Source organism: Bradyrhizobium canariense (genome assembly GCF_900105125.1).
GTDB classification, from domain to species: Bacteria; Pseudomonadota; Alphaproteobacteria; order Rhizobiales; family Xanthobacteraceae; genus Bradyrhizobium; species Bradyrhizobium canariense_A.
Window position 1 is genome coordinate 2,970,695 of record NZ_LT629750.1, and the last position, 21,321, is coordinate 2,992,015.

The 21,321-nt window shown below is 60.8% G+C and carries 20 protein-coding genes; 11 read left to right on the forward strand and 9 right to left on the reverse strand.

The features are described 5' to 3' along the window. Nucleotides 1–235 precede the first annotated feature (235 nt). Complete coding sequence (locus BLV09_RS14130; protein ID WP_100380475.1) at nt 236–508, forward strand: hypothetical protein; 273 nt, start codon at nt 236–238, stop codon at nt 506–508. A 52-nt stretch (nt 509–560) separates the two neighbouring features. Here BLV09_RS14130 and BLV09_RS14135 read toward each other — a convergent pair whose 3' ends face one another. Then, nucleotides 561–851 (reverse strand): hypothetical protein, encoded by a 291-nt coding sequence (locus tag BLV09_RS14135; protein WP_146687758.1) that lies wholly within the window; start codon nt 849–851, stop codon nt 561–563. 318 nt (nt 852–1,169) lie between these two features. Here BLV09_RS14135 and BLV09_RS14140 point away from each other — a divergent pair, with 318 nt between their 5' ends. The 5 genes from BLV09_RS14140 to BLV09_RS14160 all read left to right on the forward strand — a co-directional run bounded on the left by BLV09_RS14140 (nt 1,170) and on the right by BLV09_RS14160 (nt 5,987). Then, nucleotides 1,170–1,859, forward strand: a complete 690-nt coding sequence (locus BLV09_RS14140; protein WP_100380474.1) for a response regulator — start codon at nt 1,170–1,172, stop codon at nt 1,857–1,859. Beyond that, nucleotides 1,846–3,210: a sensor histidine kinase gene (locus tag BLV09_RS14145; RefSeq protein ID WP_146687759.1), complete on the forward strand. Its 1,365-nt coding sequence runs from the start codon at nt 1,846–1,848 to the stop codon at nt 3,208–3,210. The genes BLV09_RS14140 and BLV09_RS14145 overlap by 14 nt, the downstream gene beginning before the upstream one ends. A 110-nt stretch (nt 3,211–3,320) precedes the next feature. Continuing rightward, on the forward strand, nt 3,321–4,616 hold the full coding sequence (locus BLV09_RS14150) for an O-acetylhomoserine aminocarboxypropyltransferase (RefSeq protein WP_146687760.1): 1,296 nt from the start codon (nt 3,321–3,323) through the stop codon (nt 4,614–4,616). Nucleotides 4,617–4,619: 3 nt separating this feature from the next. Next, on the forward strand, nt 4,620–5,402 hold the full coding sequence (locus tag BLV09_RS14155) for an alpha/beta fold hydrolase (protein WP_146687761.1): 783 nt from the start codon (nt 4,620–4,622) through the stop codon (nt 5,400–5,402). Between the two features lie 153 nt (nt 5,403–5,555). Continuing rightward, entirely contained in the window at nt 5,556–5,987 is a 432-nt protein-coding gene (locus tag BLV09_RS14160; RefSeq protein ID WP_146687762.1) for a hypothetical protein, read from the forward strand. A gap of 83 nt (nt 5,988–6,070) precedes the next feature. Here BLV09_RS14160 and BLV09_RS14165 read toward each other — a convergent pair whose 3' ends face one another. The 5 genes from BLV09_RS14165 to BLV09_RS14185 form a co-directional block, all read right to left on the reverse strand. Beyond that, nucleotides 6,071–6,916, reverse strand: coding sequence for a CmcJ/NvfI family oxidoreductase (locus BLV09_RS14165; protein ID WP_146687763.1), 846 nt, complete (start codon nt 6,914–6,916; stop codon nt 6,071–6,073). 244 nt (nt 6,917–7,160) lie between these two features. After that, a complete protein-coding gene (locus BLV09_RS14170; RefSeq protein ID WP_146687764.1) occupies nt 7,161–7,544 on the reverse strand; it encodes a cupin domain-containing protein in 384 nt (127 codons plus the stop codon). An 11-nt stretch (nt 7,545–7,555) separates the two neighbouring features. Beyond that, nucleotides 7,556–8,977: an FAD-binding protein gene (locus tag BLV09_RS14175; protein ID WP_146687765.1), complete on the reverse strand. Its 1,422-nt coding sequence runs from the start codon at nt 8,975–8,977 to the stop codon at nt 7,556–7,558. A gap of 26 nt (nt 8,978–9,003) precedes the next feature. Then, a complete protein-coding gene (locus BLV09_RS14180; RefSeq protein WP_146687766.1) occupies nt 9,004–9,705 on the reverse strand; it encodes an SDR family oxidoreductase in 702 nt (233 codons plus the stop codon). A 51-nt stretch (nt 9,706–9,756) separates the two neighbouring features. Further along, entirely contained in the window at nt 9,757–11,556 is a 1,800-nt protein-coding gene (locus tag BLV09_RS14185) for a thiamine pyrophosphate-binding protein (protein WP_146687767.1), read from the reverse strand. A 199-nt stretch (nt 11,557–11,755) separates the two neighbouring features. On the opposite strand from BLV09_RS14185, the gene BLV09_RS14190 reads away from it, so the two are divergent. From BLV09_RS14190 to BLV09_RS14210, 5 genes are all read left to right on the forward strand, one after another. Then, complete coding sequence (locus tag BLV09_RS14190; protein WP_146687768.1) at nt 11,756–12,649, forward strand: IclR family transcriptional regulator; 894 nt, start codon at nt 11,756–11,758, stop codon at nt 12,647–12,649. A gap of 136 nt (nt 12,650–12,785) precedes the next feature. Continuing rightward, nucleotides 12,786–14,024, forward strand: a complete 1,239-nt coding sequence (locus BLV09_RS14195; protein ID WP_146687769.1) for an ABC transporter substrate-binding protein — start codon at nt 12,786–12,788, stop codon at nt 14,022–14,024. 104 nt (nt 14,025–14,128) lie between these two features. Next, on the forward strand, nt 14,129–15,004 hold the full coding sequence (locus BLV09_RS14200) for a branched-chain amino acid ABC transporter permease (RefSeq protein ID WP_146687770.1): 876 nt from the start codon (nt 14,129–14,131) through the stop codon (nt 15,002–15,004). Beyond that, nucleotides 15,001–17,538: a branched-chain amino acid ABC transporter ATP-binding protein/permease gene (locus BLV09_RS14205; protein ID WP_146687771.1), complete on the forward strand. Its 2,538-nt coding sequence runs from the start codon at nt 15,001–15,003 to the stop codon at nt 17,536–17,538. Before BLV09_RS14200 ends, BLV09_RS14205 begins: the two co-directional genes overlap by 4 nt. Nucleotides 17,539–17,690: 152 nt before the next feature. Then, entirely contained in the window at nt 17,691–18,701 is a 1,011-nt protein-coding gene (locus tag BLV09_RS14210; RefSeq protein ID WP_146687772.1) for a 1-aminocyclopropane-1-carboxylate deaminase, read from the forward strand. A gap of 30 nt (nt 18,702–18,731) precedes the next feature. Here the strand turns inward: BLV09_RS14210 and BLV09_RS14215 are convergent, their stop codons facing one another. The 3 genes from BLV09_RS14215 to BLV09_RS14225 are packed head-to-tail and all read right to left on the reverse strand — an operon-like array spanning nt 18,732 to nt 21,264. Continuing rightward, complete coding sequence (locus tag BLV09_RS14215; protein ID WP_167558722.1) at nt 18,732–19,706, reverse strand: Bug family tripartite tricarboxylate transporter substrate binding protein; 975 nt, start codon at nt 19,704–19,706, stop codon at nt 18,732–18,734. A 56-nt stretch (nt 19,707–19,762) separates the two neighbouring features. Next, nucleotides 19,763–20,521: an ABC transporter ATP-binding protein gene (locus BLV09_RS14220; protein WP_100380459.1), complete on the reverse strand. Its 759-nt coding sequence runs from the start codon at nt 20,519–20,521 to the stop codon at nt 19,763–19,765. Beyond that, entirely contained in the window at nt 20,518–21,264 is a 747-nt protein-coding gene (locus tag BLV09_RS14225; protein ID WP_167558723.1) for an ABC transporter permease, read from the reverse strand. The genes BLV09_RS14220 and BLV09_RS14225 overlap by 4 nt, the downstream gene beginning before the upstream one ends. Nucleotides 21,265–21,321 lie beyond the last annotated feature (57 nt).

A 21,321-nucleotide genomic window follows, 5' to 3' on the forward strand; every position in this document is an offset into this window, starting at 1 on the left:
GATGCTTACGCCGAGCTTACAGCGATCACCCGGCGGAACTAAATTTGATTCTCGTTGTAATCGATGGGCCGGACGTTGAGTCTTCATAGTCAAGTCAAGTGACATATTGTCAGGCATATGCATATTTATTGCGCCCGTGAATTGACGTTGGGCGTAGCCTCTGTCCATGACCTCGGGAATCGAACACCGACATTCCGCCCCCGAAGATACGCCGAGCCCTTTGCCCTCGGGCCGGATGCGCGTGGCGGGAAAAATCCTGCGCGCGCTGTTTATTATTATTTTGATTGTCATGACCGCGCGCGTCGCGAGCCCCCAGAGCGAGCGCTTCTGGTCGATCTATGAAACACCCGGCGATCTTATCCGGCTGGCGCTCGGACTTTCCGTCTGCTTCTGGCTTGCGACGCATCTCTTTATCGCGCCCAAAGACCAAGGCGCTTACAGAACATGGTTCTATCTCGGGCTTGCCATTTTGCCCTTGGCCGTAATCACCACGATCGTCATCTGGTAGGGGTTACTTTCGAGGATCAAGACCGCCCATGGCCGCGTCTCGTGAAGGCCGCTCACCAGGCTAGTTGCATCGCTCGCCACGGATAGTCGTCGATTTCCGTCAAGAGAGCGGCCAGATAACGCTCCGCGGCCGGATCCGTACCGAACACGAGCGGCGGATCGCCCGAACCGCCATTCACGACCACAACGTCCCGGTCGAGTTCCGCGAGTGAAATCTTTGCCCGGATCGCATTGACGACGCGTTGCGCAAGCCAGCGCGAGGATGCACCACCCTCTGGCAATTTCACAACGATGATATCGCCTCCGGACGGTCGAGGGATATCCGTCACCCAGACCTGCCTCATCAATGGCGCCACGCTTAGTCTCTCGTAACCCGGGAAAATTGAAAGATGCTAAAACGGGAGACGACCGAGATCGGGACGCCATTCCATCACAGGCGCTTTCTAGCCAAGACGGCTTACACCGAACTTACGCGGCCGCAAGCTTTGGAGCTTGCCGGGGCCTCCGGATAACCCGGTTCGAGCGGGCTTGAGCAGCGGCACAGACACCCCACGCCGGCGTTTGCTTACACCAACCTTACAGCGCGGAATTTCTTCTCCAGTCCGCATTGACTAACCACGGGATCAAGCGCTGAAAACACTGCAAAATTGACCGGTGGCCTCATGAGACTTCTTCTCGTCGAAGACAACGCGGAACTTGCCCGGCTCTTGACCGCCGGCCTTGCAGCGCAGGGATTTGCCGCCGACGTCGTCGAAACGGCGGCGGACGCGCGCCTAGCGCTCGGCAGCATCCGCTATTCCGCCCTGATCCTCGATCTTGGGCTGCCCGATGAAGACGGGATGACTGTGCTGAAGGAATTGCGCCGGGACCGGGATCCGCTCCCGGTTCTCGTCCTCACCGCGCGCGGCAGTGTCGATGACCGGGTTCAGGGGCTACGCGCGGGCGCAGACGATTATCTCGTCAAGCCCTTTGCACTCGAGGAGCTGGTTGCGCGGCTGCAGGCGCTGATGCGCAGGCCTGGTGAGCTGCTCGGCCGCTCGCTGTCGATTGCCAATCTGGTGTTTGATACCGAAAGCCGCCAGATTTTCGTCGACAGCCGGCCCGAATTTTTTTCCGCCCGCGAATCCGCCGTGCTCGAGTTGCTGATGCGCAGACAAGGCCGTGTCGTGACCAAGAAGGCCGTCGAAGATCAGATATTCGGGATGTCCAGCGATATCGCCTCCAACGCCGTCGAAGTCTATGTATCGCGCCTGCGCAAACATCTCACGGAGTGCCGTGCGCGATTGCAGATTCATACGATCCGGGGCGTGGGCTATATGATCGCCGAGGAAACAGGCAGTGCGCAGGTTTAGATCGACTGCCTCACGAATCGTTTTCCTGCACATCATCGCCATTGCGCTTACCGCGGTGTTCATGCCGCTCGTGCTATTCTGGCTGCTCAACCGGGAAACCGGCCGCCTGCATCAGCGGGCCGCGGAGGAGCAGGCAAATACCATTGCGCGCGTTCTCTCAATCTCGCCCGGCGGACAGATGGCTTTGGATCTTACGCCGGCATTAAAGGCTCAATTTTCCGAAGCCTATGGCCGATATTTTTACGCTGTACTCGAGCCGGACGGGAAGGTTTTGTTTTCTTCCGGAGGAAACGTCGCGCCGGTCTTTCCGTTAGACAGTGCCGCTTCCTCGTCCGAGATCCGCGAGGTGGAGCACGGAGACAAGGTCATTTCCGGGGCCAGTGTTCCCGAGAACATCGGCGGCCATCCGGTCGTCATCCAGGTCGGCGAGGACCTCTCTCACCGCGACGTGCTGACCGACGACATCGTCGCCAACTTCTTCAAGCGCGTCGGGTGGATTACGTTTCCGATTCTTCTTCTGCTCTTGACCGCCGATATCATCATTTTCCGCCGCGCCGTCAGGCCTCTGATCCAGGCTTCGCAGGATGCCCGGAATATCGGACCGATGCGTACCGACGTCCGTATTCCAACGGCGAATATCCCGAGCGAAATTCGCCCGCTGGTCGAGGCGGTCAATCAGGCGCTCGACCGGCTCGAGCGCGGATTTCGCGTGCAGCGGGAATTCACCGCCGACGCGGCCCATGAGCTGCGGACGCCGCTTGCCATCCTGCGTGCGCGCCTCGAGACCATCACCGATACGAAGCTCAGGCAAAAACTGCACGACGACATCGATTCCATGAGTCGGATCATCAATCAGCTGCTTGAAGTGGCCGAGCTCGACGCTGTCGTCGTCACCCAATCCGAACAGACTGACTTGGCTTCGGTTGGCAGCGAAGTCGTTCAAGCCATGGCGCCGCTCGCTCTCCGGCAAAATCGAAGCGTGGCGCTGATGGCCGCCGCCGAGCCGGTATGGGTAAGAGGCAATGCGGAAATGATTCGTCGCGCCATTCGAAACCTTGTCGAGAATGCCCTCCATCACACGCCTCCCGGGACAACGGTGGAAGTCAATGTCGGCAGAGACGGCAGCGTGCTCGTGAGCGACGAAGGGCCCGGCGTGCCGCCCGCCGAACGCGAACTGATTTTTCAACGGTTTTGGCGGAAGGATCGCCGGCGCTCCGGCGGCGCGGGACTTGGCCTTGCCATCGTGCGCCGGATCGTTGATGCCCATAACGGGTCGATCGCCGTCACCAACGGCGACCCGCGGGGAGCGGTTTTCAGCATGCGGCTCAATTTGACCCGGGATCGCTTATAAGCGTCCGCCCGGCGCCGCAAAAAGCCGCGGTTAGTGACTAACGCCGCTCGCGGTTTTGTGGCAAAACGCAGACGTTTCATGATCTTTCAGTTTGATTTTGCGAGTCCAGAATGCCCGCACCAAAGCCTCCCGCTTTTGAGACCTTGAGCCTGCATGCAGGCCAGCATCCCGATCCCGTCACCGGTGCACGTGCGGTGCCGATCTATCAAACAACTTCCTATGTCTTTCAGGATTCCGAGCACGCCGCGGCGCTGTTCAATCTGGAGCGGGCCGGGCACATCTACACGCGCATTTCCAACCCCACGACCGCCGTGCTTGAGGAGCGGCTGGCCGCGCTCGAGGGCGGGGTCGGCGCGATCTGTACCGCAAGCGGAATGGCCGCGATGCATCTCGCCATCGCCACACTTCTCAATGCCGGCAACCATATCGTTGCTTCGTCGTCGCTTTACGGCGGCACCATCAACCTGCTCGCGCACACCCTGCCCCGCTTCGGAATAACCACGACCTTCGTCAAGCCGCGCGACCTCGACGCCTTCCGCTCGGCCATCACATCAAACACCCGTCTCGTGATCGGGGAAACCATCGGCAATCCCGGCCTGGAAGTGCTGGATATTCCTGAGGTCGCGGACATCGCGCATGCGGCAAAGATTCCGCTTCTGATCGACAACACATTCGCCACGCCCTATTTGAGCCGCCCGATCGAGCTTGGCGCCGATATTGTCATGAACTCGGCTACCAAATGGCTCGGCGGCCATGGCATCGCGATCGGCGGCGTCATCGTCGATGGCGGCCGTTTCGACTGGCACGCCTCCGGCAAATTCCCTGTCCTGACCGAGCCCTATGCCGGCTACCATGGCATCATCTTTGACGAGCAGTTCGGTCAGGCCGCCTTCATCATGCGCGCGCGAACCGAGGGACTTCGCGACTTCGGCGCATGTCTGTCGCCGACCAATGCGTTTCAACTCTTGCAGGGTATCGAGACCTTGGGCGTCCGCATGGACCGGCATATGCAGAACACGCTGCTGGTGCTCGATTTCCTCAAGACTAACAAAGCCGTTGATTGGGTTCTTCATCCCTCTCTTGAAAGTCATCCGGATCACGAATTGGCCAAACGGCTGCTGCCGCGGGGCGCTGGCTCCATCGTCAGTTTTGGCATCAAGGGCGGCCGAGCGGCTGGCCGCAAATTCATCGAGACGCTTCGGATGATCAGCCATCTGGCCAATGTCGGCGACGCCAAAACCCTGGTCATTCACCCCGCCAGCACCACGCATCAGCAGATGGATGCCGCGCAGCTTCAGGACGCGGGTATCGGCGAGGAGCTGGTCCGGCTATCGGTCGGTATCGAAGCGGCTCAGGATATCATCGACGATCTCGGACAGGCGCTCCGCGCATCCCAGAAGGCATAAATCATGAAATTGTCCGTCAACGGCCATGAGGCATTCGTCGCGACCGGCGGCCGCGAGTTTGATCGCGCCTTGCCGGCAGTGGTTCTGTTGCACGGCGCAGGCTTCGATCATTCCGCCTGGGCGCTGCACAGCCGGTGGTTCGCGCATCACGGCTTCTCCGTGCTGGCGCCGGATCTGCCGGGGCATGGCCGCTCGCCGGGGCCCGGTCTCGGCAGCATCGCTGAAATGGCCGACTGGACCGCCGCGCTGCTCGATTCAGCCGGAGCGGACAAGGCGCATCTGGTCGGGCATTCCATGGGCTCGCTGATCGCGCTTGAGACGGCGGCGCGGCATCCGGCAAAAGTATCCGCGCTCAGCCTGATCGGCACCGCTGCCACCATGACGGTCGGCCCCGACCTGCTCAAGGCGGCCGAGGCCAACGACCACGCCGCCATCGACATGGTGTCGATCTGGGGACTGGGCTTCAAAGCTGAATTGGGCGGAAGCCTTGCGCCGGGATTGTGGATGCACGGTGGGGCACAATCCGTCCTGCAGCATTGTCGGCCCGGCGTATTGTTCAGCGATCTCTCGGCCTGCAATTCCTATCAAAACGCGCTTTCCGCGGCCGCGCAGATCGCGGTGCCGACCACCTTCATCCTCGGCGAACGCGACATGATGACACCCGCGAAAGCGGGAAAAACCCTGGCAGCAGCCGTTGCCAACTCACGCACCGTGGTCCTGGCTGGCGCCGGCCACATGATCATGGCCGAACGCCCCGACGAGTTGCTCGCGGCGCTGCGGAGTTGAATTCTCCGCGGGCATCAATACTTGCCGAACGCGAAGCACACGAACCGAAAACCGATACGGGGTGTGACCCCTTGAAGCACTGTGCGCCAGTATGTCTTTCGCGCACTGGCAAAATGCTCTAGCTTGGTGCCTTAACGATCTGTGGTTGCGACCATGCGATCCCGTGTCAGGAAATTCGCTCACTTTCTGGAACGCATTGGGCTTGCCATGGCCGGCGCGGCAAGCGGGCTGTTTGTAGGCGCTCACGTAGGATCGAGTATCGCGGCGCTGACGTCTCAGGCCTTCATACTCCTGATGATGGCCGGCGGCGCCATCGGGTTTTACCTGGGGATTGATACGCCCCCGCTGCCATTTCATCCGCATGAGGAGTCTTCCGAGCAGGGCTCGGCCGGAAACATTGACTCTGCGGAGTTCCTGAGTGCCGCGGGCACATTTCTCGCGGCGTTGACGGCTTTTATGTCGGTCGGGGTGATTGTGCTCCGTACAGATCCCGAGATCTATTGGACCATCCTGATCATGCTGGGATGGGTGGTTGGCGTGGTGATGCAGATCGTCGCTGGAACGATTGCACGCATGCGCGACTGACACACCGTTGCTTCGCTTCATGCCCGCGATCGCCCGGCCCGATCATGGCCGAGCGCCCTGATGAATTGAATCCTCAATCTGCATCACTGCTTGTGGAATACCAGCACCCGGAGCTCGATGCTCTCGCGGGGTAGCGCGTCGGCTGGAGTCGTCGGATCGATGAAAGCCGTGTGCGGTCCAAAACGGGTCCGGCCATCGGTTGCGGAATCGTAGCACTTCAGCAGCAGCGCTTCGTCGACGGTCATTTCAGGAATGTAGAACCAGCGATGATTCGGGTTGAATTTGACCGAATAGGTTTCGCCACTCCGATTAGGATAGATCAGGTCGGACGCAATGAGATCGCCGGGTTCAACCGTTTGACCATCGCACATCGCCAAAGGCGCGTCGCGTAATGGACCTCGTATTGGCCGCCACAGATTGATAACCTGCACGCGTCCTTTCAGAAGTTCGTCCGCCTCGTCAGGCAGATGTTCGCGAACGCGGTTTCGACCCGATATATCCGTCTGATCGACATGAACGCGCGTTGCCGGTTGTCGTGGGCCGGCGCCGCGAACGTCCGCCGAGCCTTCCACCCGCTTGCGGACGGTGTGGTCAAAGATAAAGACGCGATCCGCCTTCAGCGTTGCCTTGATGAATGCTTCCGCCGCGGGATAGTAGATGTTCTTGATCTCTTTCTCGTCGTGGAAGTTCCTGACCGCGGTCGGATGCCGGACCAGCGCAAAACCCTCGCGGTCCAGCGAAAGGCTTCCGGCGATCAGGCGCGCATCGAAAATCGGAACCGCGTGGGACTCGGGTAGCGCCGTCGTTTTGGGTTCGCCCGGCGGCGGATCGAAAGCGTAGGTCCGCGGCTTGCCCGCTGTTGGCGCGAGATAATTGAGTTCCGCTGTTACGAATGGCAGCGATTCGATTTTTGACTGTTGAAGGCCCATGGCAATCTCCGAGGGATCCGGTAGCACCATTTGATGTTGGCTGGCTCGCATTCCACGGCAAGCCCATCCTTGAAATAGCAATGTTGCTATGCTTGCCGGCCCGGAAGAGGGAAAAACCTTCCGAAGATCTAGCCCGGCCCGGACGGTTTTTTCTCAACCATCGGATGGTCAAGCGATATCGCAACTACAGGCTGGCGCCCTTGCCGATCGCTTCGAAGAAGCGACCGGGGCTGCCAGCTAACGATCAGACAGGTTTCTCGTCGTCCGTCACCGGCGAGGTAATCACGAGGAACACCAGATCGACCAGACCCGAATTCGAAATCGCATGCTCAACCCCGGGCGGCAAGAAAATAAAGTCGTGCTTGCGCACCACATGGCTCTTGCCCGCGATCTCCATCAGTCCTTCACCCTCGAGCACGTGATAGATTTGCTCCTGAACCTGGTGCTCGTGACGCGCGACATGCGCCATCGGCTGATACATCGAAATCCGGTAATCCAGATGTCGCGAGCCCGCCGTCTCCGGCATCACCAGCGGTTTCGACAGTGCGCCGCCAAAATGATTGGGAAATTCACGCCAGGGCACTTCGGCAATGTTGCGAATGAAGGCGCCGCTGTTTTCTGAAGCCATTTTTTCTCTCCTTACATTCGCGCCTGTCTGATCCGGCTCTGCAGGAAATCGATAGCCTGTCTTCCTGCGATCCTTCCGAAAACAAGCGACCGCAGTACCGAGACCGCGTTCGGCGCCGTCTGATAAAAGTGCCCGGTGGTTTCCCCTGCCGCGTAGAGACCGGGAATTGGTCCGCGCTCGCTCAGAACTTCGGCCTTCACATTGGTGGCGAGTCCGCCGAACGTATAGGCGATGGCGCCGACCACAGGATAAGCAAGAAAGGGCGGCCTTGTAATCGCGCGCGCCCAGTTCGATTTCGGCGGATCGAGCCCGCTGTCCGCGGCCAGCCCGTCGCAACGCGTGGCGTCGAAGCGGGCAGCATCGCCGGTCGCCGCGGCATTGAACGTCTCGATCGTGTCCGTCAGATTGCGAGCGGGAATATCGATCAGCGCCGCCAGAGCTTCGATCGTCTCGGCTTGGTAGGGCGGCATGTCCGACCTGATCGCGCGCTCGAAGCCGGAAATATCGTAGAGGCGGCTATCCAGGATCGCGTATGCGATGTGCCTCGACCGCGCGAAGTGAATGTCTCGGGCGAATGCTTCCCAGGTCTCGTGCACGAGCCCACCGCCTTCGTCGAAGAAACGTCGTCCATCCTGATCGACCACGATACCGTAAGGGTAGACCAGCATGACCGGTGCGGATTGACGGCTGCGCGGATCGATGGGCTCGATGTGCATGCCGTTCCAGTCGCCCGAAACAGCCGCACCCAGCTCCATGGCCATGCGTATCCCATCGCCGGTGTCGAAGCGCGTGCCGGGCGAGATGAGTTTGAGGGTTTCGGCCGCCGGCCCGAAATGCTTGCGCATCATTGTGACATTGCCCTGAAATCCACCGGAGGCGAGAACGACGGCATCGGCCTCGAGCGTTGTGTTGGCGCCGTCGCTGGATCCGACCTCCACGCCACCGACGCCATCGCTTTTGGCCACTAGCCGATTGACCGGAGATTCGTAGAGAAACTTCACCCCTGCCTTTCTCGCCGCATCGGAAAGCTTTTCGACGATGGCTCGGCCGCCTCCAATGGGCTGGATACGCGGCGGCCCGGCACTGAGATAATAGACCGGCGTATCAAATTCGACGCCATGGGCTTGTAGCCATCCGATCGTCACCGCGGCATTATTCGCAAGCGTTCGAAAATAACCTCGATCGGCCAATACGCCGGATGCCCGGCGCATATCTTCTTCAAACTCCGGCGCGAGCCGATCGGGTGCGGCCATCCGCATGTAGGACGGACTCCAGCGGGTGTTTCCGCCCGCTTCGTCTTCGCGCGATTTTTCAAGCAAGGTAATGTCGGCGCGCGAGCCGAGACTGCGCGCCTGCTCGGCCGCCGCAACCGCCGCAGCAAGGCCGGCCGCTCCGTGCCCGACGATAACCAGTTTTTGAAGATCAGGATTCATGCAGGACCACAGCCAGGCTCCGAATATCAGGTAATGAGGGCTCCCCCATCGAGATAGACGATCGATCCCGTCGCAAAGCCGATGGTCATGAAAGCAAGGATCTGCCGCGCGATATCTTCACCGGTGCCGACGCGGCCGACCGGCAAAGCAGCGGCGGTCTTGGCGAGCATATCGCGGCGCGCCTGTTCCGGCATCGCGGCGCGGATCGGGGTGTCGATGATTCCAGGCGAAACCGCGTTGACTCGCACCGGCGCAAGCTCGAGCGCGAGGCTGCGGGCGAGCGACTCAAGCGCGCCGTTGGCGGCGCCCACGATCGCGGAGTTCGGCCGCGGACGGATGCTCAGATAACCGGAGACCAGCGTGAGCGAACCGCCGGCACGGATTTCCGCCGATCGCGCCACGCGCCAGGCGCCCCAAAACTTGCTTTCCATCGTGGCGCGAACATCCTCCATCGCCACGGTCTTGAACGGACCGGTGCGGAGCTGCGCAGCAGTCACCACGACATGATCGACTGGACCGCAACTGCGAAAAAGGCTGGCGATGCTCTCATCGCTGGTGACGTCAGCAGGGATCGCCTTGACACCCAACTTGCCGGCAACCGCGCTCAGGCAGTCTGCGTTCCGGGAGGCAATAAAAACCTCAGCGCCTTCGCGTTTTGCCAGTTCGGCTGTCGAGAGACCGATACCGGAAGAGCCGCCGATGACCACGACCTTCTTGCCTGCGAGCATGGTGCTGTCCTCCTGATTTCAAACCTTTTGCGGATGACCTGACCGACACGATCACGTCGGCTCATAGCGCACGCCGATCCCCGCCTTGCTTTGCCCAAGTCCCGGCAGCTCCCAAACTCCGGCGCCGCTCGGATTGATATCGGCGGCAATATCGACGTCGATCAGATACGGTTTGTTGGCGGCGATCCCCCTCCGAATGGCCTCGCCGAGATCGCCGGCGCGGTCAACCCGCACGCCTTCCACACCACAGGAACGCGCCATCGCGGCGAAATCCGGATTGTAGCGTTCGCCGGTGCCGGGATGATGGAAGTCGGTCGCAAGCTCCCGGCCACCGAGATAACCGCGTTGCAAACCGCGGATCGAGGCATAGGCGTAGTTGTTCCAGACCACCCAGACCACGGGCAGATTATATTCCACCGCCGTTCCCAGCACATTGGCATGCATGAAGAACGCGCCGTCGCCGCACACCGAGACGCACGGCCGGTCGGGCGCCGCGAACTTCGCCCCCATCACACCGGCAACCCCAAAGCCCATCGGGCCAAAGCCCATCGAGCCGATCAACGAGTCCGGCCGCTTCGGCTTGCAAAAGCTCAACAGCCAATTGTGATGCACGCCAATGTCGCTGACGAGAATCGCGTCCTCAGGCAGCGCCTTGTCGATCTCCAGCGCGGCGCGCTGCGGATTGATCGGCGTGGTGTCGGCGGAAAATCCGGGAGCGACGAATTTGTCCCATTCCTTGCGATAGGTGTCGATCTGCGCCAGCCACTTTTTGCGGGCATCGGCGCGTTTGGTGAGGTCGGCGCGCCGATCAAGCTCGGCATGAATTTGACGCAGGAAGGTACGCACATCAGCCATCAGGCCGAGCGCCACCGGATAATTACGGCCGATTTCTTCGGGATCGATATCGACGTGAATAAGTTTCGTCGGCGGAATGGTGAAGGAATAACCCGGGATCCACGAACTCGAGGTACGATCGTCGAAACGCATCCCCATCGCCAGCAGCACGTCGGCCTGCCGTGTCGCGTGATTGGCCTGATAATGGCCGGCGCGCGCGACGAGACCGAGCGCGAGCGGATGATTACAATCGATCGCGCCAAGCCCGCTCGCGGACGCTGCGACCGGAATTTGCAGACGTTCGGCCAATTTGAGCAGTTCTTCCGCCGCACCGCCGTAACGCACGCCCTGGCCTACGATCATCACCGGCCGCTCGGCTCCGAGCAGCATATCTACCGCCTTGACGATCCCTTCCGGATCGGCACCGCAGCGGCTGGAGATGTTACCATTCCAGCTTTTGGCGTTCGGCGCTTCCTCGGCGGCCGATTCCACAAACACGTCAAAGGGAACATCCAACACCACCGGGCCCGGACGGCCCGTCGTCATGGTTTTCCAGGCTTGCCGGACTGCGAGCGGCACCATCTCGCCGCGCGTCGGCTGGAACACCTTTTTGCAATAGGAGCGCACCGTCGAGGGAAAGTCGGCCTGATAGTGCCGATACAATTCCTGGAACGCGCCGCGATTGAACTGACTGGTTGGCACGTTGCCGGTCACCGCCATGAACGGTACCGAGTCGAGATAGGCGTTACCGAGCGAGATCGGCAGGTTCGCCGAACCGGGCCCGCACGACGTAAAGGTCGCGGTCGGCCGTCCCGAGACGCGATAGTAGACGTCCGCCATGAAGCCGGCGACGCTTTCGTGGTGCACCGAGATGGTCTTGATGTCGTCGGAACGCTCGTACAGCGCGTCGATGAACTGGATGTTGCCGTGACCGCACAGGCCGAACACCTGAGGCACTTTTTCCTGGATCAGATAATCGACGATGACCTGGGCGCCGTTGAGCATGTTGCGCGACATCTGATCACTCTCCCTGCCAGCCTGGCGGCGGCTTAAATTCCGCCGTCTTATAAGGTGGGCGACCCTATTTCTCATAATGCTGTACGTCAATTGATATCGTGGTATCCTCGGAAATCGCGATTGGCGACGCGGTCGTGGTGCTGTTCAATCGTTTGGACGGGCTGATACAGTTCGGCGCCATCGCGTGGAGGTTTGACCTGTGAGAACCCGTACCAAACAAAAGAGCAGTGAGAAGCCGGCCAGCCTGCGCAAGGCGGCGATCGCGAAACTGGTCCAACCCCCGCAGGGCGATATCGATGACGATGCCGACGACCGGCAGCGGGTCGGGGTCCAGTCGCTTGGCCGCGCTTTCGCGATCCTTGAAGAGGTCGCGCGGCACCGCGAAGGGATTGGGCTCGCGGAATTGAGCAAGCTGGTGGGCTTGCACAATTCCACCACGTTCCATCTCGCCAAGACGATGGTGTCGCTGGGCTATCTGCGCCAGGAAAAGGATTCCAAGCGCTACCGCGTCGGCCGGCCGCTGTTTGCACTGGCCGCAGGCGCGCTCGACGAAATCGAAATGGTCAATGTCGCCACGCCGGTACTGGAAGATTTGTCGCGAAAAACCAGCGAAAGCGGCCATTTTGCGGTTCGCATGGGCGATGCCGTCGTCGTCATCGCCCGCACCAGCGGCCCCGGCGCATTTCAGCTCACCGACCGCGTCGGTGTGGTGCGGCCGGCGCACTGCACCGCGCTCGGCAAGATCATCCTCGCTTCGCTTCGACCCGATCAATTGCAACGCTTTCTGGAGCGCGTCGAGATGAAGCCGTCGACCACGAAATCGATCACCGACGTCCCGGTCCTGTTGCGGGAAATTGCCGAAATCAAACGCAGCGGCATTGCGTTCGACGATGGCGAGTTCAATCCGGAAGTCCGTTGCATCGCAGTACCGGTGATGGATTTCACCGGGCAAGTCATCGGAGCGCTTGGCATCTCCGGCCCGATCTGGCGCCTGTCCAACCAGGCGCTGCAAGGCCACGCCAAGATCGTACGCGCCGCGGCAAATCGCCTGTCCGTCGAGTTTGGCGCCAAAGGTATGACGAAATCCTCTTGAGGCACGGTGCATTTGGCGTTGACAGCCGCCACCGCCTCCTGAAAGATTATCCAACAATAGAAAAACGTCTCTCACATTCTCGCATGAACGGAATTGAAGGGGGACATCGCTGCCGGCCCTTGGGAGGAGACCAACGATGACCCGCTACAGCCGACGAACGCTATTGAAGGCAGGCGCTGCGTTTGCCGGTGCTTCAGCCATCGGATTTCCGTCGATCGTCAGCGGCCAGACCGAAAAGGTCAAAATCGGTCACCTGACGCCGCTGACCGGCTTTCTTGGCGCGCTCGGCGCCTACGCCCAGCTCGGCATTCGCATGGCGGAGGAAGAGATCAACCAGTCCGGCGGCGTCATGGGCCGGCAGATCGACGTCACGTCGGAAGATTCCGTCAATCCCGCCACCGCCGCGAGCAAGGCGCAGCGCATGCTGGATCAGGACGGCGTCGCGGTGCTGATGGGCGAAATCAATTCAGCCTCGGCGCTGACCATCATGCAGGTGGCCGACCGCAACAAGCGGCTGTTCATGCAAATCGGCGCGCGCTCGGATGCGCTGCGCGGCAAGAACTGCAACAGATACACTTTCCACGTCGATATCCCGAGCACGGTGATGGTCAACGCCGTCGGCAAGGCGCTGGTGCGCGACAACATGATGAAGGACAAAAAGTTCTACACGCTGACCGCCGACTACATCTTCGGCCATGATCTCGCCCGCGCCGCCAAGTCGTTCTTCGATGCCAATGGCGGCAAGCTGATCGGCGACGAACTGGTCGCGACCGATGTTACCGACTTCAGCCCCTATCTCCTGAAGATCCGCCAGTCGAAACCGGACGTGGTCTGCTCCAACCTCGCCGGCAACCAGGTCACCAATCTGATCAAGCAATACGCCGAATTCGGCCTGCCCTACCCGATCGTCGGCTTCAATCTCAACACCGCCGACGCCTGGGCCGCCGGCGACGGTAACCTCAGCGGCACCTGGCCGACGGTCTGGTATCACACCTCGGATGTCCCGGCTTCCAAGACGTTCGTGGCCAACTTCATCAAGAAGAACGGCAAGCCGCCCGAGAACCATGCCTGGATCGAATACATCTCGCTGAAGATGATGGCGCAGGCCATGAACAAGACCAAATCGACCGACACGGAAAAGCTGATCGCTTATTTCGAGAAGGAAACGCAGTTCGATATCCTGAAGGCGCGCAAGGGTTATTTCAGGAACTGGGATCACCAGCTGATGCAGGAGGCCTACCCTTTCACGGTCAAACCCAAGGGTCAGGCCAAGGATCAGTGGGACACGCTCGAACTCGGCGCGGCGATTCCCGGACCGAACGAGTCGCTTGAATCCATTGCGCTGACGAAAGAGCAGAACCCCTGCTCGATGTAGCCGCCCACACCGGTCGCCGCGGCCATCGGCTCGGGGCGCGCGCGGCAGTAAAGCCACCAGCCCAGTTGCCGCCGATGCCGCCATCAATGCCTCCGGGATAGCGAATGCAGTTCGAGTTCTTGCTGGAACAGGTGGTGAATGGCCTCGTGCTCGGAGGCTATTATCTCTTGATCGCACTCGGACTGTCGCTGATCTTTAGCGTCGGCGGCGTGGTGAACCTGGCGCACGGCGCGTTTTACGCACTCGGCGCTTATCTGTCCGTCGAAATCACAAAATATCTCGGCTTTGGCCCGGCGGTGGTGCTGTCGCCGGTCGCTGTCGCCATGCTCGGCATTCTGTTTGAACGATATTTGTTGCGCTGTTTCTACACGGCGGATCCGATCCTGAGCCTGCTGGTCACCTTCGGTCTCGCGATGGTCACCGAGCAGGTGATCCGCATCGTCTGGGGCTCGGCCCCTTTGTCGGCCTCGATACCGCCGGTGTTTCGCGGTTCGGTCATCGTCGGCGATTTCCTGTTTTCGCGGTACCGTCTGCTCATCCTTGCGGTGGTCGCGGCGGTCCTGATCGGGATCTGGCTTTTGCTGCACAAGACCGCGTTCGGCCGCGTCGTGCGCGCCGGCATCCAGCGGCCCGACATGGTTGCCGCCCTCGGCATCCGGTTGCAACCCTATATGACCGTGATCGTGATGCTGGGCGTCGGCATGGCGGCGCTTGGCGGCGCGTTCTTTGCTCCGATCACGATCGTGCATCCGGCCATGGGAGCCGAGATCATTACCGTCGCCTTTGTCGTGGTGGTGATCGGCGGCCTCGGCAGCTTCTGGGGCGTCGTGATCGCCGCGTTGCTGGTGGGTGTCGTGCGCGGTATCACCATTCATTTCGCGCCGGCCGCCGGCGAAGCATCGATCTACGTATTGATGTTTGTGGTGCTGCTGGTGCGCCCGCGCGGGTTGCTTGGCGAGCGCATCGAGAAGTTCGAATGACCACGTCGCGCGCCGAAAAATATCAGCCCCTATTGTTGGCGGGCCTCGCACTGATCGTGCTGCCTTTTGCCTTGCAGGCGCTCGGCCTCTCGCTGAACACCGGAACCATGGTAGTGGCGCTCGCGGTCGCCGCCATGGCACTCAATCTCTGCGTCGGCTATACTGGGCTGGTCTCGTTCGGCCACGGCACCTGGTTCGGAATTGGCGCCTATGCCGCGGGCCTGATCCAGTTGCACTGGTTCGGCGGCGAAATCTGGCTGCCATTGCTGTTGTCGACCATTGTGGTCGCGGTGCTCTCGGCGATCGTAGGCGTCGTGATCTTGCGGCGTCGGGGCGTTTATTTCTCGCTGTTGACGCTGGCGCTTGTGGCGCTCACCTACACGACCGCGTTCCGCTGGAGCAATGTGACGGGCGGCGAAGACGGGTTGGGCGGCTTGAAGCGCGGCAGCATCGGACCGTTCAGCCTCGACAACGCCCTCAATTATTACATCGTCGTCGCACTGCTCTCTCTCGGAGCGCTTTATGCGCTGCTTCGGCTGGTGCGTTCGCCGTTCGGCCATGTCCTGATGGCGATCCGTGAGAACCAGCTGCGCGCCACCTTCCAGGGTTACCCGGTCGAGCGCTACAAGCTCGGCGTCTTCGTGATCTCGGCGGTGGTAACAGGCTTCGCCGGCGGGTTGGTTGCGTTCCAGAATTACCTCGTTTCCGCGGAAGCGGTTTCGGTCGCATTTTCCGGCGAGCTGTTGGCGATCGTCGTCATCGGCGGCATGCGCAATATGCTGGGACCGGCGCTCGGCGCGCTGTGCTTTATTCTGTTCCGGGAATTATTTTCGATCTGGACGCCGAACTGGCTGCTGTGGTTCGGGCTGATCTTTATCGCCTTCGTGCTGTATTCGCCCGGCGGCCTGATCGGGATTTGGGATACGATCAGCCGACGATGGCGGCCGGCGCCGGAAGAGAGCGCGGCGATGAGCAAGCGCAGGATCTATGAAGGGCTGCCGCTGCCGGATTTCCTGATGCCTCGGAGCCGCACGGGGAAAGTGCTGGAGGTCGACGGCGTTTCGAAAAGCTTCGGCGGCATTCGTGCGGTATCCAATGCAGGCCTTCAAATCAGGGCCGGCGAGATTCACGCCTTGATTGGCCCGAACGGCGCCGGGAAGACCACGCTGTTCAACCTGATATCAGGACTGTATCCGGCAGACACCGGCACCATTCGTCTCAACGGCCGCGAGATTCAAGGCGTGCCCTCAAACCTCATCTGCCACAGCGGGCTCGCGCGCTCATTCCAGATCACCAATCTGTTTCGCGGTCTTTCGATCTACGAAAATCTGCGTCTTTCGCTGCAGGCGCGGCATGCCATGCGCTTCAACCTTTGGCGCGATATCGACAGCTATAGCGACATTCACGCCGAAACGGCAGAGCTGGTGAAATTCCTCGGCCTGGAGGGAATCGAGGAAATCGAGGGCGGCGAGCTATCCTACGGCGGCCAGCGCCTGGTGGATCTGGGAATTGCGCTGGGTTCGAAACCCCAGGTGCTGCTGCTCGATGAGCCGCTGGCGGGCCTTGCGGCAGCGGAACGCGAACGGGTCTCTAACCTGGTCAAGAACATCGCCGCAAACATTCCGGTGCTGATCGTCGAGCATGACATCGATCGCGTGCTTGGCTTTTCGCATCAGGTCACCGTGATGAATCAGGGCGAAGTCTTGATGACGGATACGCCCGACGCGGTGCGCGCGGACCGGCGCGTGCAGGAGATTTATACCGGCACCGGCATTCCCGAGGTCGTGCACCACCGCACCGATGATGCTCAACAGGACGCCGCACGACTGCTGCGTTTCGAAGGCGTCAACACCTTCTACGGTAAAAGCCATATCCTTCATGACGCAACATTGGATGTGCGCGAAGGCGAAATCGTCGCCCTGCTCGGCCGTAACGGCGCCGGCAAATCGACATTGTTGAAAACGCTGGCGGGACTCGTTCCGCTGGCGTCCGGCAAAATCGAGTATGCCGGCAGTGACATCGCCAGGCTGCCGGCGCCCGACATCGCGCGGCGAGGAATCGGCTATGTGCCGCAGGGGCGAGGCCTGTTTGCCGGCATGACGGTGCGGGAAAACCTCTCGCTCGGCCGGCTGGCGCGCAACACCGACGGCAGCCATGGCGTGGTGTGGAGTGAGGAGAAAATCTTCGAATATTTTCCTCGCCTGAAAGAACGCATGAATGTCGCCGCGGATTACCTGTCCGGTGGCGAGCAGCAAATGGTGGCCGTGGCGCGCGCCATGTCCGGCAACGTAAAACTGCTGCTGCTGGACGAACCGTTCGAGGGTCTCGCGCCGGCCGTGGTGCTCGAGCTGTTCAGGGTATTCGACCAGTTGCGACGGCACGTTTCCATTGTGATCGTCGAGCATAATCTCGATCTGGTGCTGGCGCTGGCCGACCGTGTGTTCGCGCTGGAACGCGGCGCCGTGTTTCATCAGGGCCCTGCCGCTCCGCTGCTGACCGACCTCGAATACCGCAAGCAAATCCTGTGGCTGTGACGCTTAAATAGGCGCGGTTGGCGCCAGTTTTTTCGTTGCGCCAATTTCGGCCAGCGCGTCAGTCTCTTCCTAAGGGTGGACATTCCATAACCGGTCATTACGCTGCTGGCGGGCCGGGTAATTGATGTCACCACGCACGGAAAGCTGCCGCGATGCTATCGAAGTTTGAACGCTACCCGCTGACCTTTGGCCCGACCCCGATCGAGAAATTATCCCGGTTGACCAAGTATTTGGGCCGTGATGTCGAGATTTTCGCTAAACGTGAAGACTGCAACTCCGGACTTGCCTTTGGAGGCAACAAGCTGCGCAAGCTCGAATACATCGTGCCCGATGCGATTGCCAGCAACGCCGACACGCTGGTCTCCATTGGCGGCGTGCAGTCCAATCACACGCGCATGGTTGCGGCGGTCGCGGCAAAACTCGGGATGAAATGTCGCCTGATCCAGGAGAGCTGGGTACCGCACGAGGATGCGGTCTACGATCGGGTCGGAAATATCATGCTTTCCCGCATCATGGGGGCGGATATCCAGCTCGTGGATGAAAGCTTCGACATCGGTATCCGCGACAGCTGGGTCGCGGCGCTGGAAGACGTCAAGGCCAAGGGCGGCAAGCCCTACGCCATTCCTGCGGGCGCTTCCGTGCATAAATTCGGCGGCCTTGGCTATGTGGGCTTCGCCGAGGAGGTACGGATGCAGGAAAAGCAGATGGGGATGAAATTCGACTTCATCATCGTGTGCACTGTAACCGGTTCTACCCATGCCGGCATGGTGGTTGGGTTCGGTGCTGATGGACGCGAACGCCAGGTCATCGGGATCGATGCCTCCTATACGCCGGCGCAGACCAAGGCGCAGGTGCTCGACATTGCCCAGAAGACGTCAGCCCTGGTCGGCGGCAAGGCCGTTACAGCCGACGACATCATCTTGCTGGAGGACTACGCCTATCCGGCCTACGGTGTGCCGTCCAAGGAGACCGTTCAGGCGATCCGCCTGTCCGCCCAGCTCGAGGGAATGATGACCGACCCGGTCTACGAGGGAAAATCGATGCAGGGGATGATCGATCTCGTCCAAAAAGGATTTTTTCCGAGGGGCTCGAAGGTGCTCTACGCCCATCTGGGCGGCGCCCCGGCCCTCAACGGTTATAGTTACACCTTCCGCAACGGCTGAGACAAAGGCGCAGCCAAAGTCTCCCAACCGTTAGTCAACGCTGATCCCGCTCGCCTTGATCAAGTCGGCCCATTTCGCGATCTCGCTTTGCACGAAGCTGTCCAGGTAGGCCGGCGTGGCGCGATCTTCCGAGACGATTTTGAGGCCTACCGCATCGAGCCGCTCGTGGATGGCCGGGGTCTTCATTGCCTCGACCATGGCGTGATTGAGCTTCTCGACAATCGCCTCCGGCGTGCCCTTCGGAAGGAAGAAGGCATTCCAGGTATAGGCCCTGATATCGAACCCCTGCTCCATCGCCGTCGGAACATCAGGCAAGGCCGATGAGCGCGTATCGTTGAGGACGGCGATGGCTTTCACCGTGCCGGCATCGATCTGCGGCTTGGCGGTCGTGACGATATCGCAGAGGTAGTCCACCCGTCCGCTGACAAGGTCTTGCATCGCGGGGTTGGCGCCGCGGTACGGCACATGGGTGACATCCAGCCCCGTCACCGAATTCATCAGCGCGCAGCCGAGATGGATGGCCGAGCCGGTGCCCGCCGATGCAAATTGCATCTTGGCCTCGTTCGCCTTGGCGTAGGCCACGAATTCCTTCATCGAGTTGGCTGGAAGGTCCTTGCGCACGACCAGCACCAGCGGCGCTTCCAGGAACAGGCCCACGCTGACGAAATCCTTGGTAGAGTCGTAGACGGGCTTCTTGTAGAGCGTCTGGTTTTGTGCCTGCGTACCGACCGTCCCGAGCAAAAACGTGTAGCCATCGGGCTGGGCCTTGGCCACGCGTTCGGCGCCGTTCATGCCGCCGGCGCCGCCGACATTCTCGACGATCACCGACTGGCCCAATATCTCGCCCATCCGTTGCGCGAACAGGCGCGCCGGCACATCGTTGGGCCCGCCGGCGGCGAACGGATTGATCATGGTCAAGGTCCGCGTCGGCCATTCCTCGGCAGAGGCCTGCCCTGCGACGAGCACACCCAGGGCGGCCAGACCGGCAACGAACAATCTTCGCATCACGCTCTCCACCGGCTTCACGCGCGGGTACGCCATGCTTGCAGCCAACACTCGACCTATGCCGCCAGCACGCCCTGGATTTGACCGCGGATCTTTTCCTTTTCCACATCCGTCGTTGCCGCCGTCAGCGGCAGATCGACCGCGATATTCGCCGGCCGCTTGAGCACCACGATCCGATCGCCGATCTCCAGTGCCTCGTTGATCGAATGGGTGATGAAAACGGCAGTCTTGCCGTTTTGCTTGACCAGCCGGGCGAATTCAGCCCGCAGGGCACGGCCCGTCATCTCGTCCAGCGCGGAAAACGGCTCGTCGCATAAAAGGATATTGGCGTCGGTTGCAAAAGCGCGTGCGATCGACACACGCTGCCGCATGCCTCCGGACAGCGCATGCGGATAATCGTTTTCATGCCCGCGCAATCCCAGCGTGGTCAGCCATTGCATCGCCGTCGCCCGGCGCTTCTCCGCGGGAATATCGAGCATTTCGAGGCCGAGTTCGACATTCTGGATCGCCGTGCGCCACGGCAGTAGCCGATCGTTCTGAAACACGATGGCGATCCTGCCGCGGAACGAGTCGAATTCGCGGAATGGATTGCGGCCGTCGACCGTCACGATGCCTGACGTCGGCTCCGTCAATCCCGCGATCATATTGAAGATGGTCGATTTTCCGCAACCGGTCTTGCCGAGAAGGGCAAGCATCTGCCCCTGCCCGATCTGTAGATCGAGCCCATCGACGGCGACATAGGACGATGCCGCGCCGGCTTTGCCAAAACTCTTCGAGACCTGCTTCAGGCTGATAATCGGTTCGGAGGAAGTCACAGCGTTCGCTCCGATACAGCACGATAGCGGAAGGCGATGTTCTCGATCAATGTGAGCACACCCTGCGCGATCAGCACGAAGAAGACGAGTTGCAGCGTCCAGGCCAGCGCGCCGGCCATATCGAACACCTGTTGTTGCTGCAGCAATTCATATCCCACCCCGCCGGTCGCACCGACCAGTTCCGCCACGACGACGACGCGCGACGCATTTCCCAGATTGACTTTCCACGCCGTGAGAATGTCCGGCAGGATCGCGGGAATGATCATGGTGCGGAACAGCTTGGCGCGCGTCGGGCGGAAGCTCATCACCATCTCCATGAGATCGCGCGACATGGCCTGCAGCGCGCTCAGCACCTGAAAGGTGAACGCCGGCAGCGTCGTCATCACCATAATGAAGAAGATCCGCGGCTCGATGCCGTGAAACCAGATGATCGCAAACACCACCCAGGACAGCGCCGGAATGCCCTGAAACAGCGTCAGGATCGGGGAGAGAAATTCATTCGCCGCGCGCGAGCGCGCCATCATGACCGCGAGCGCGGCGCCGACGATAAAGGCTCCGGCCAGGCCCGCCAGGATACGGCCGACGGTCGCCAGCACGTCGCTGAATTCGCTCCAATCGGAGAAAATCCCGATACAGCGCTTGAAGACGTCGACCAGTGACGGAAACAGAAATGGTGGAAAAAACAGCGACGCAATCTGCCAGATCCCGGCCACGACGACGAACGGCAAAATATAGGAGAACACGCGTCGGCCAACGGCCGCGCTCCGGCTTGCCGTCCCAGACGAGGACGATGAAGATTG

What these genes read in the sequence shown, in the direction of transcription:
- BLV09_RS14130 (WP_100380475.1), top strand. Translation starts at nt 236, where the DNA reads ATGCGCGTGGCGGGAAAAATCCTGCGCGCGCTGTTTATTATTATTTTG.
- BLV09_RS14135 (WP_146687758.1), bottom strand. Translation starts at nt 851, where the DNA reads ATGAGGCAGGTCTGGGTGACGGATATCCCTCGACCGTCCGGAGGCGAT.
- BLV09_RS14140 (WP_100380474.1), top strand. Translation starts at nt 1,170, where the DNA reads ATGAGACTTCTTCTCGTCGAAGACAACGCGGAACTTGCCCGGCTCTTG.
- BLV09_RS14150 (WP_146687760.1), top strand. Translation starts at nt 3,321, where the DNA reads ATGCCCGCACCAAAGCCTCCCGCTTTTGAGACCTTGAGCCTGCATGCA.
- BLV09_RS14155 (WP_146687761.1), top strand. Translation starts at nt 4,620, where the DNA reads ATGAAATTGTCCGTCAACGGCCATGAGGCATTCGTCGCGACCGGCGGC.
- BLV09_RS14160 (WP_146687762.1), top strand. Translation starts at nt 5,556, where the DNA reads ATGCGATCCCGTGTCAGGAAATTCGCTCACTTTCTGGAACGCATTGGG.
- BLV09_RS14165 (WP_146687763.1), bottom strand. Translation starts at nt 6,916, where the DNA reads ATGGGCCTTCAACAGTCAAAAATCGAATCGCTGCCATTCGTAACAGCG.
- BLV09_RS14170 (WP_146687764.1), bottom strand. Translation starts at nt 7,544, where the DNA reads ATGGCTTCAGAAAACAGCGGCGCCTTCATTCGCAACATTGCCGAAGTG.
- BLV09_RS14175 (WP_146687765.1), bottom strand. Translation starts at nt 8,977, where the DNA reads ATGAATCCTGATCTTCAAAAACTGGTTATCGTCGGGCACGGAGCGGCC.
- BLV09_RS14180 (WP_146687766.1), bottom strand. Translation starts at nt 9,705, where the DNA reads ATGCTCGCAGGCAAGAAGGTCGTGGTCATCGGCGGCTCTTCCGGTATC.
- BLV09_RS14185 (WP_146687767.1), bottom strand. Translation starts at nt 11,556, where the DNA reads ATGTCGCGCAACATGCTCAACGGCGCCCAGGTCATCGTCGATTATCTG.
- BLV09_RS14195 (WP_146687769.1), top strand. Translation starts at nt 12,786, where the DNA reads ATGACCCGCTACAGCCGACGAACGCTATTGAAGGCAGGCGCTGCGTTT.
- BLV09_RS14200 (WP_146687770.1), top strand. Translation starts at nt 14,129, where the DNA reads ATGCAGTTCGAGTTCTTGCTGGAACAGGTGGTGAATGGCCTCGTGCTC.
- BLV09_RS14205 (WP_146687771.1), top strand. Translation starts at nt 15,001, where the DNA reads ATGACCACGTCGCGCGCCGAAAAATATCAGCCCCTATTGTTGGCGGGC.
- BLV09_RS14210 (WP_146687772.1), top strand. Translation starts at nt 17,691, where the DNA reads ATGCTATCGAAGTTTGAACGCTACCCGCTGACCTTTGGCCCGACCCCG.
- BLV09_RS14215 (WP_167558722.1), bottom strand. Translation starts at nt 19,706, where the DNA reads ATGCGAAGATTGTTCGTTGCCGGTCTGGCCGCCCTGGGTGTGCTCGTC.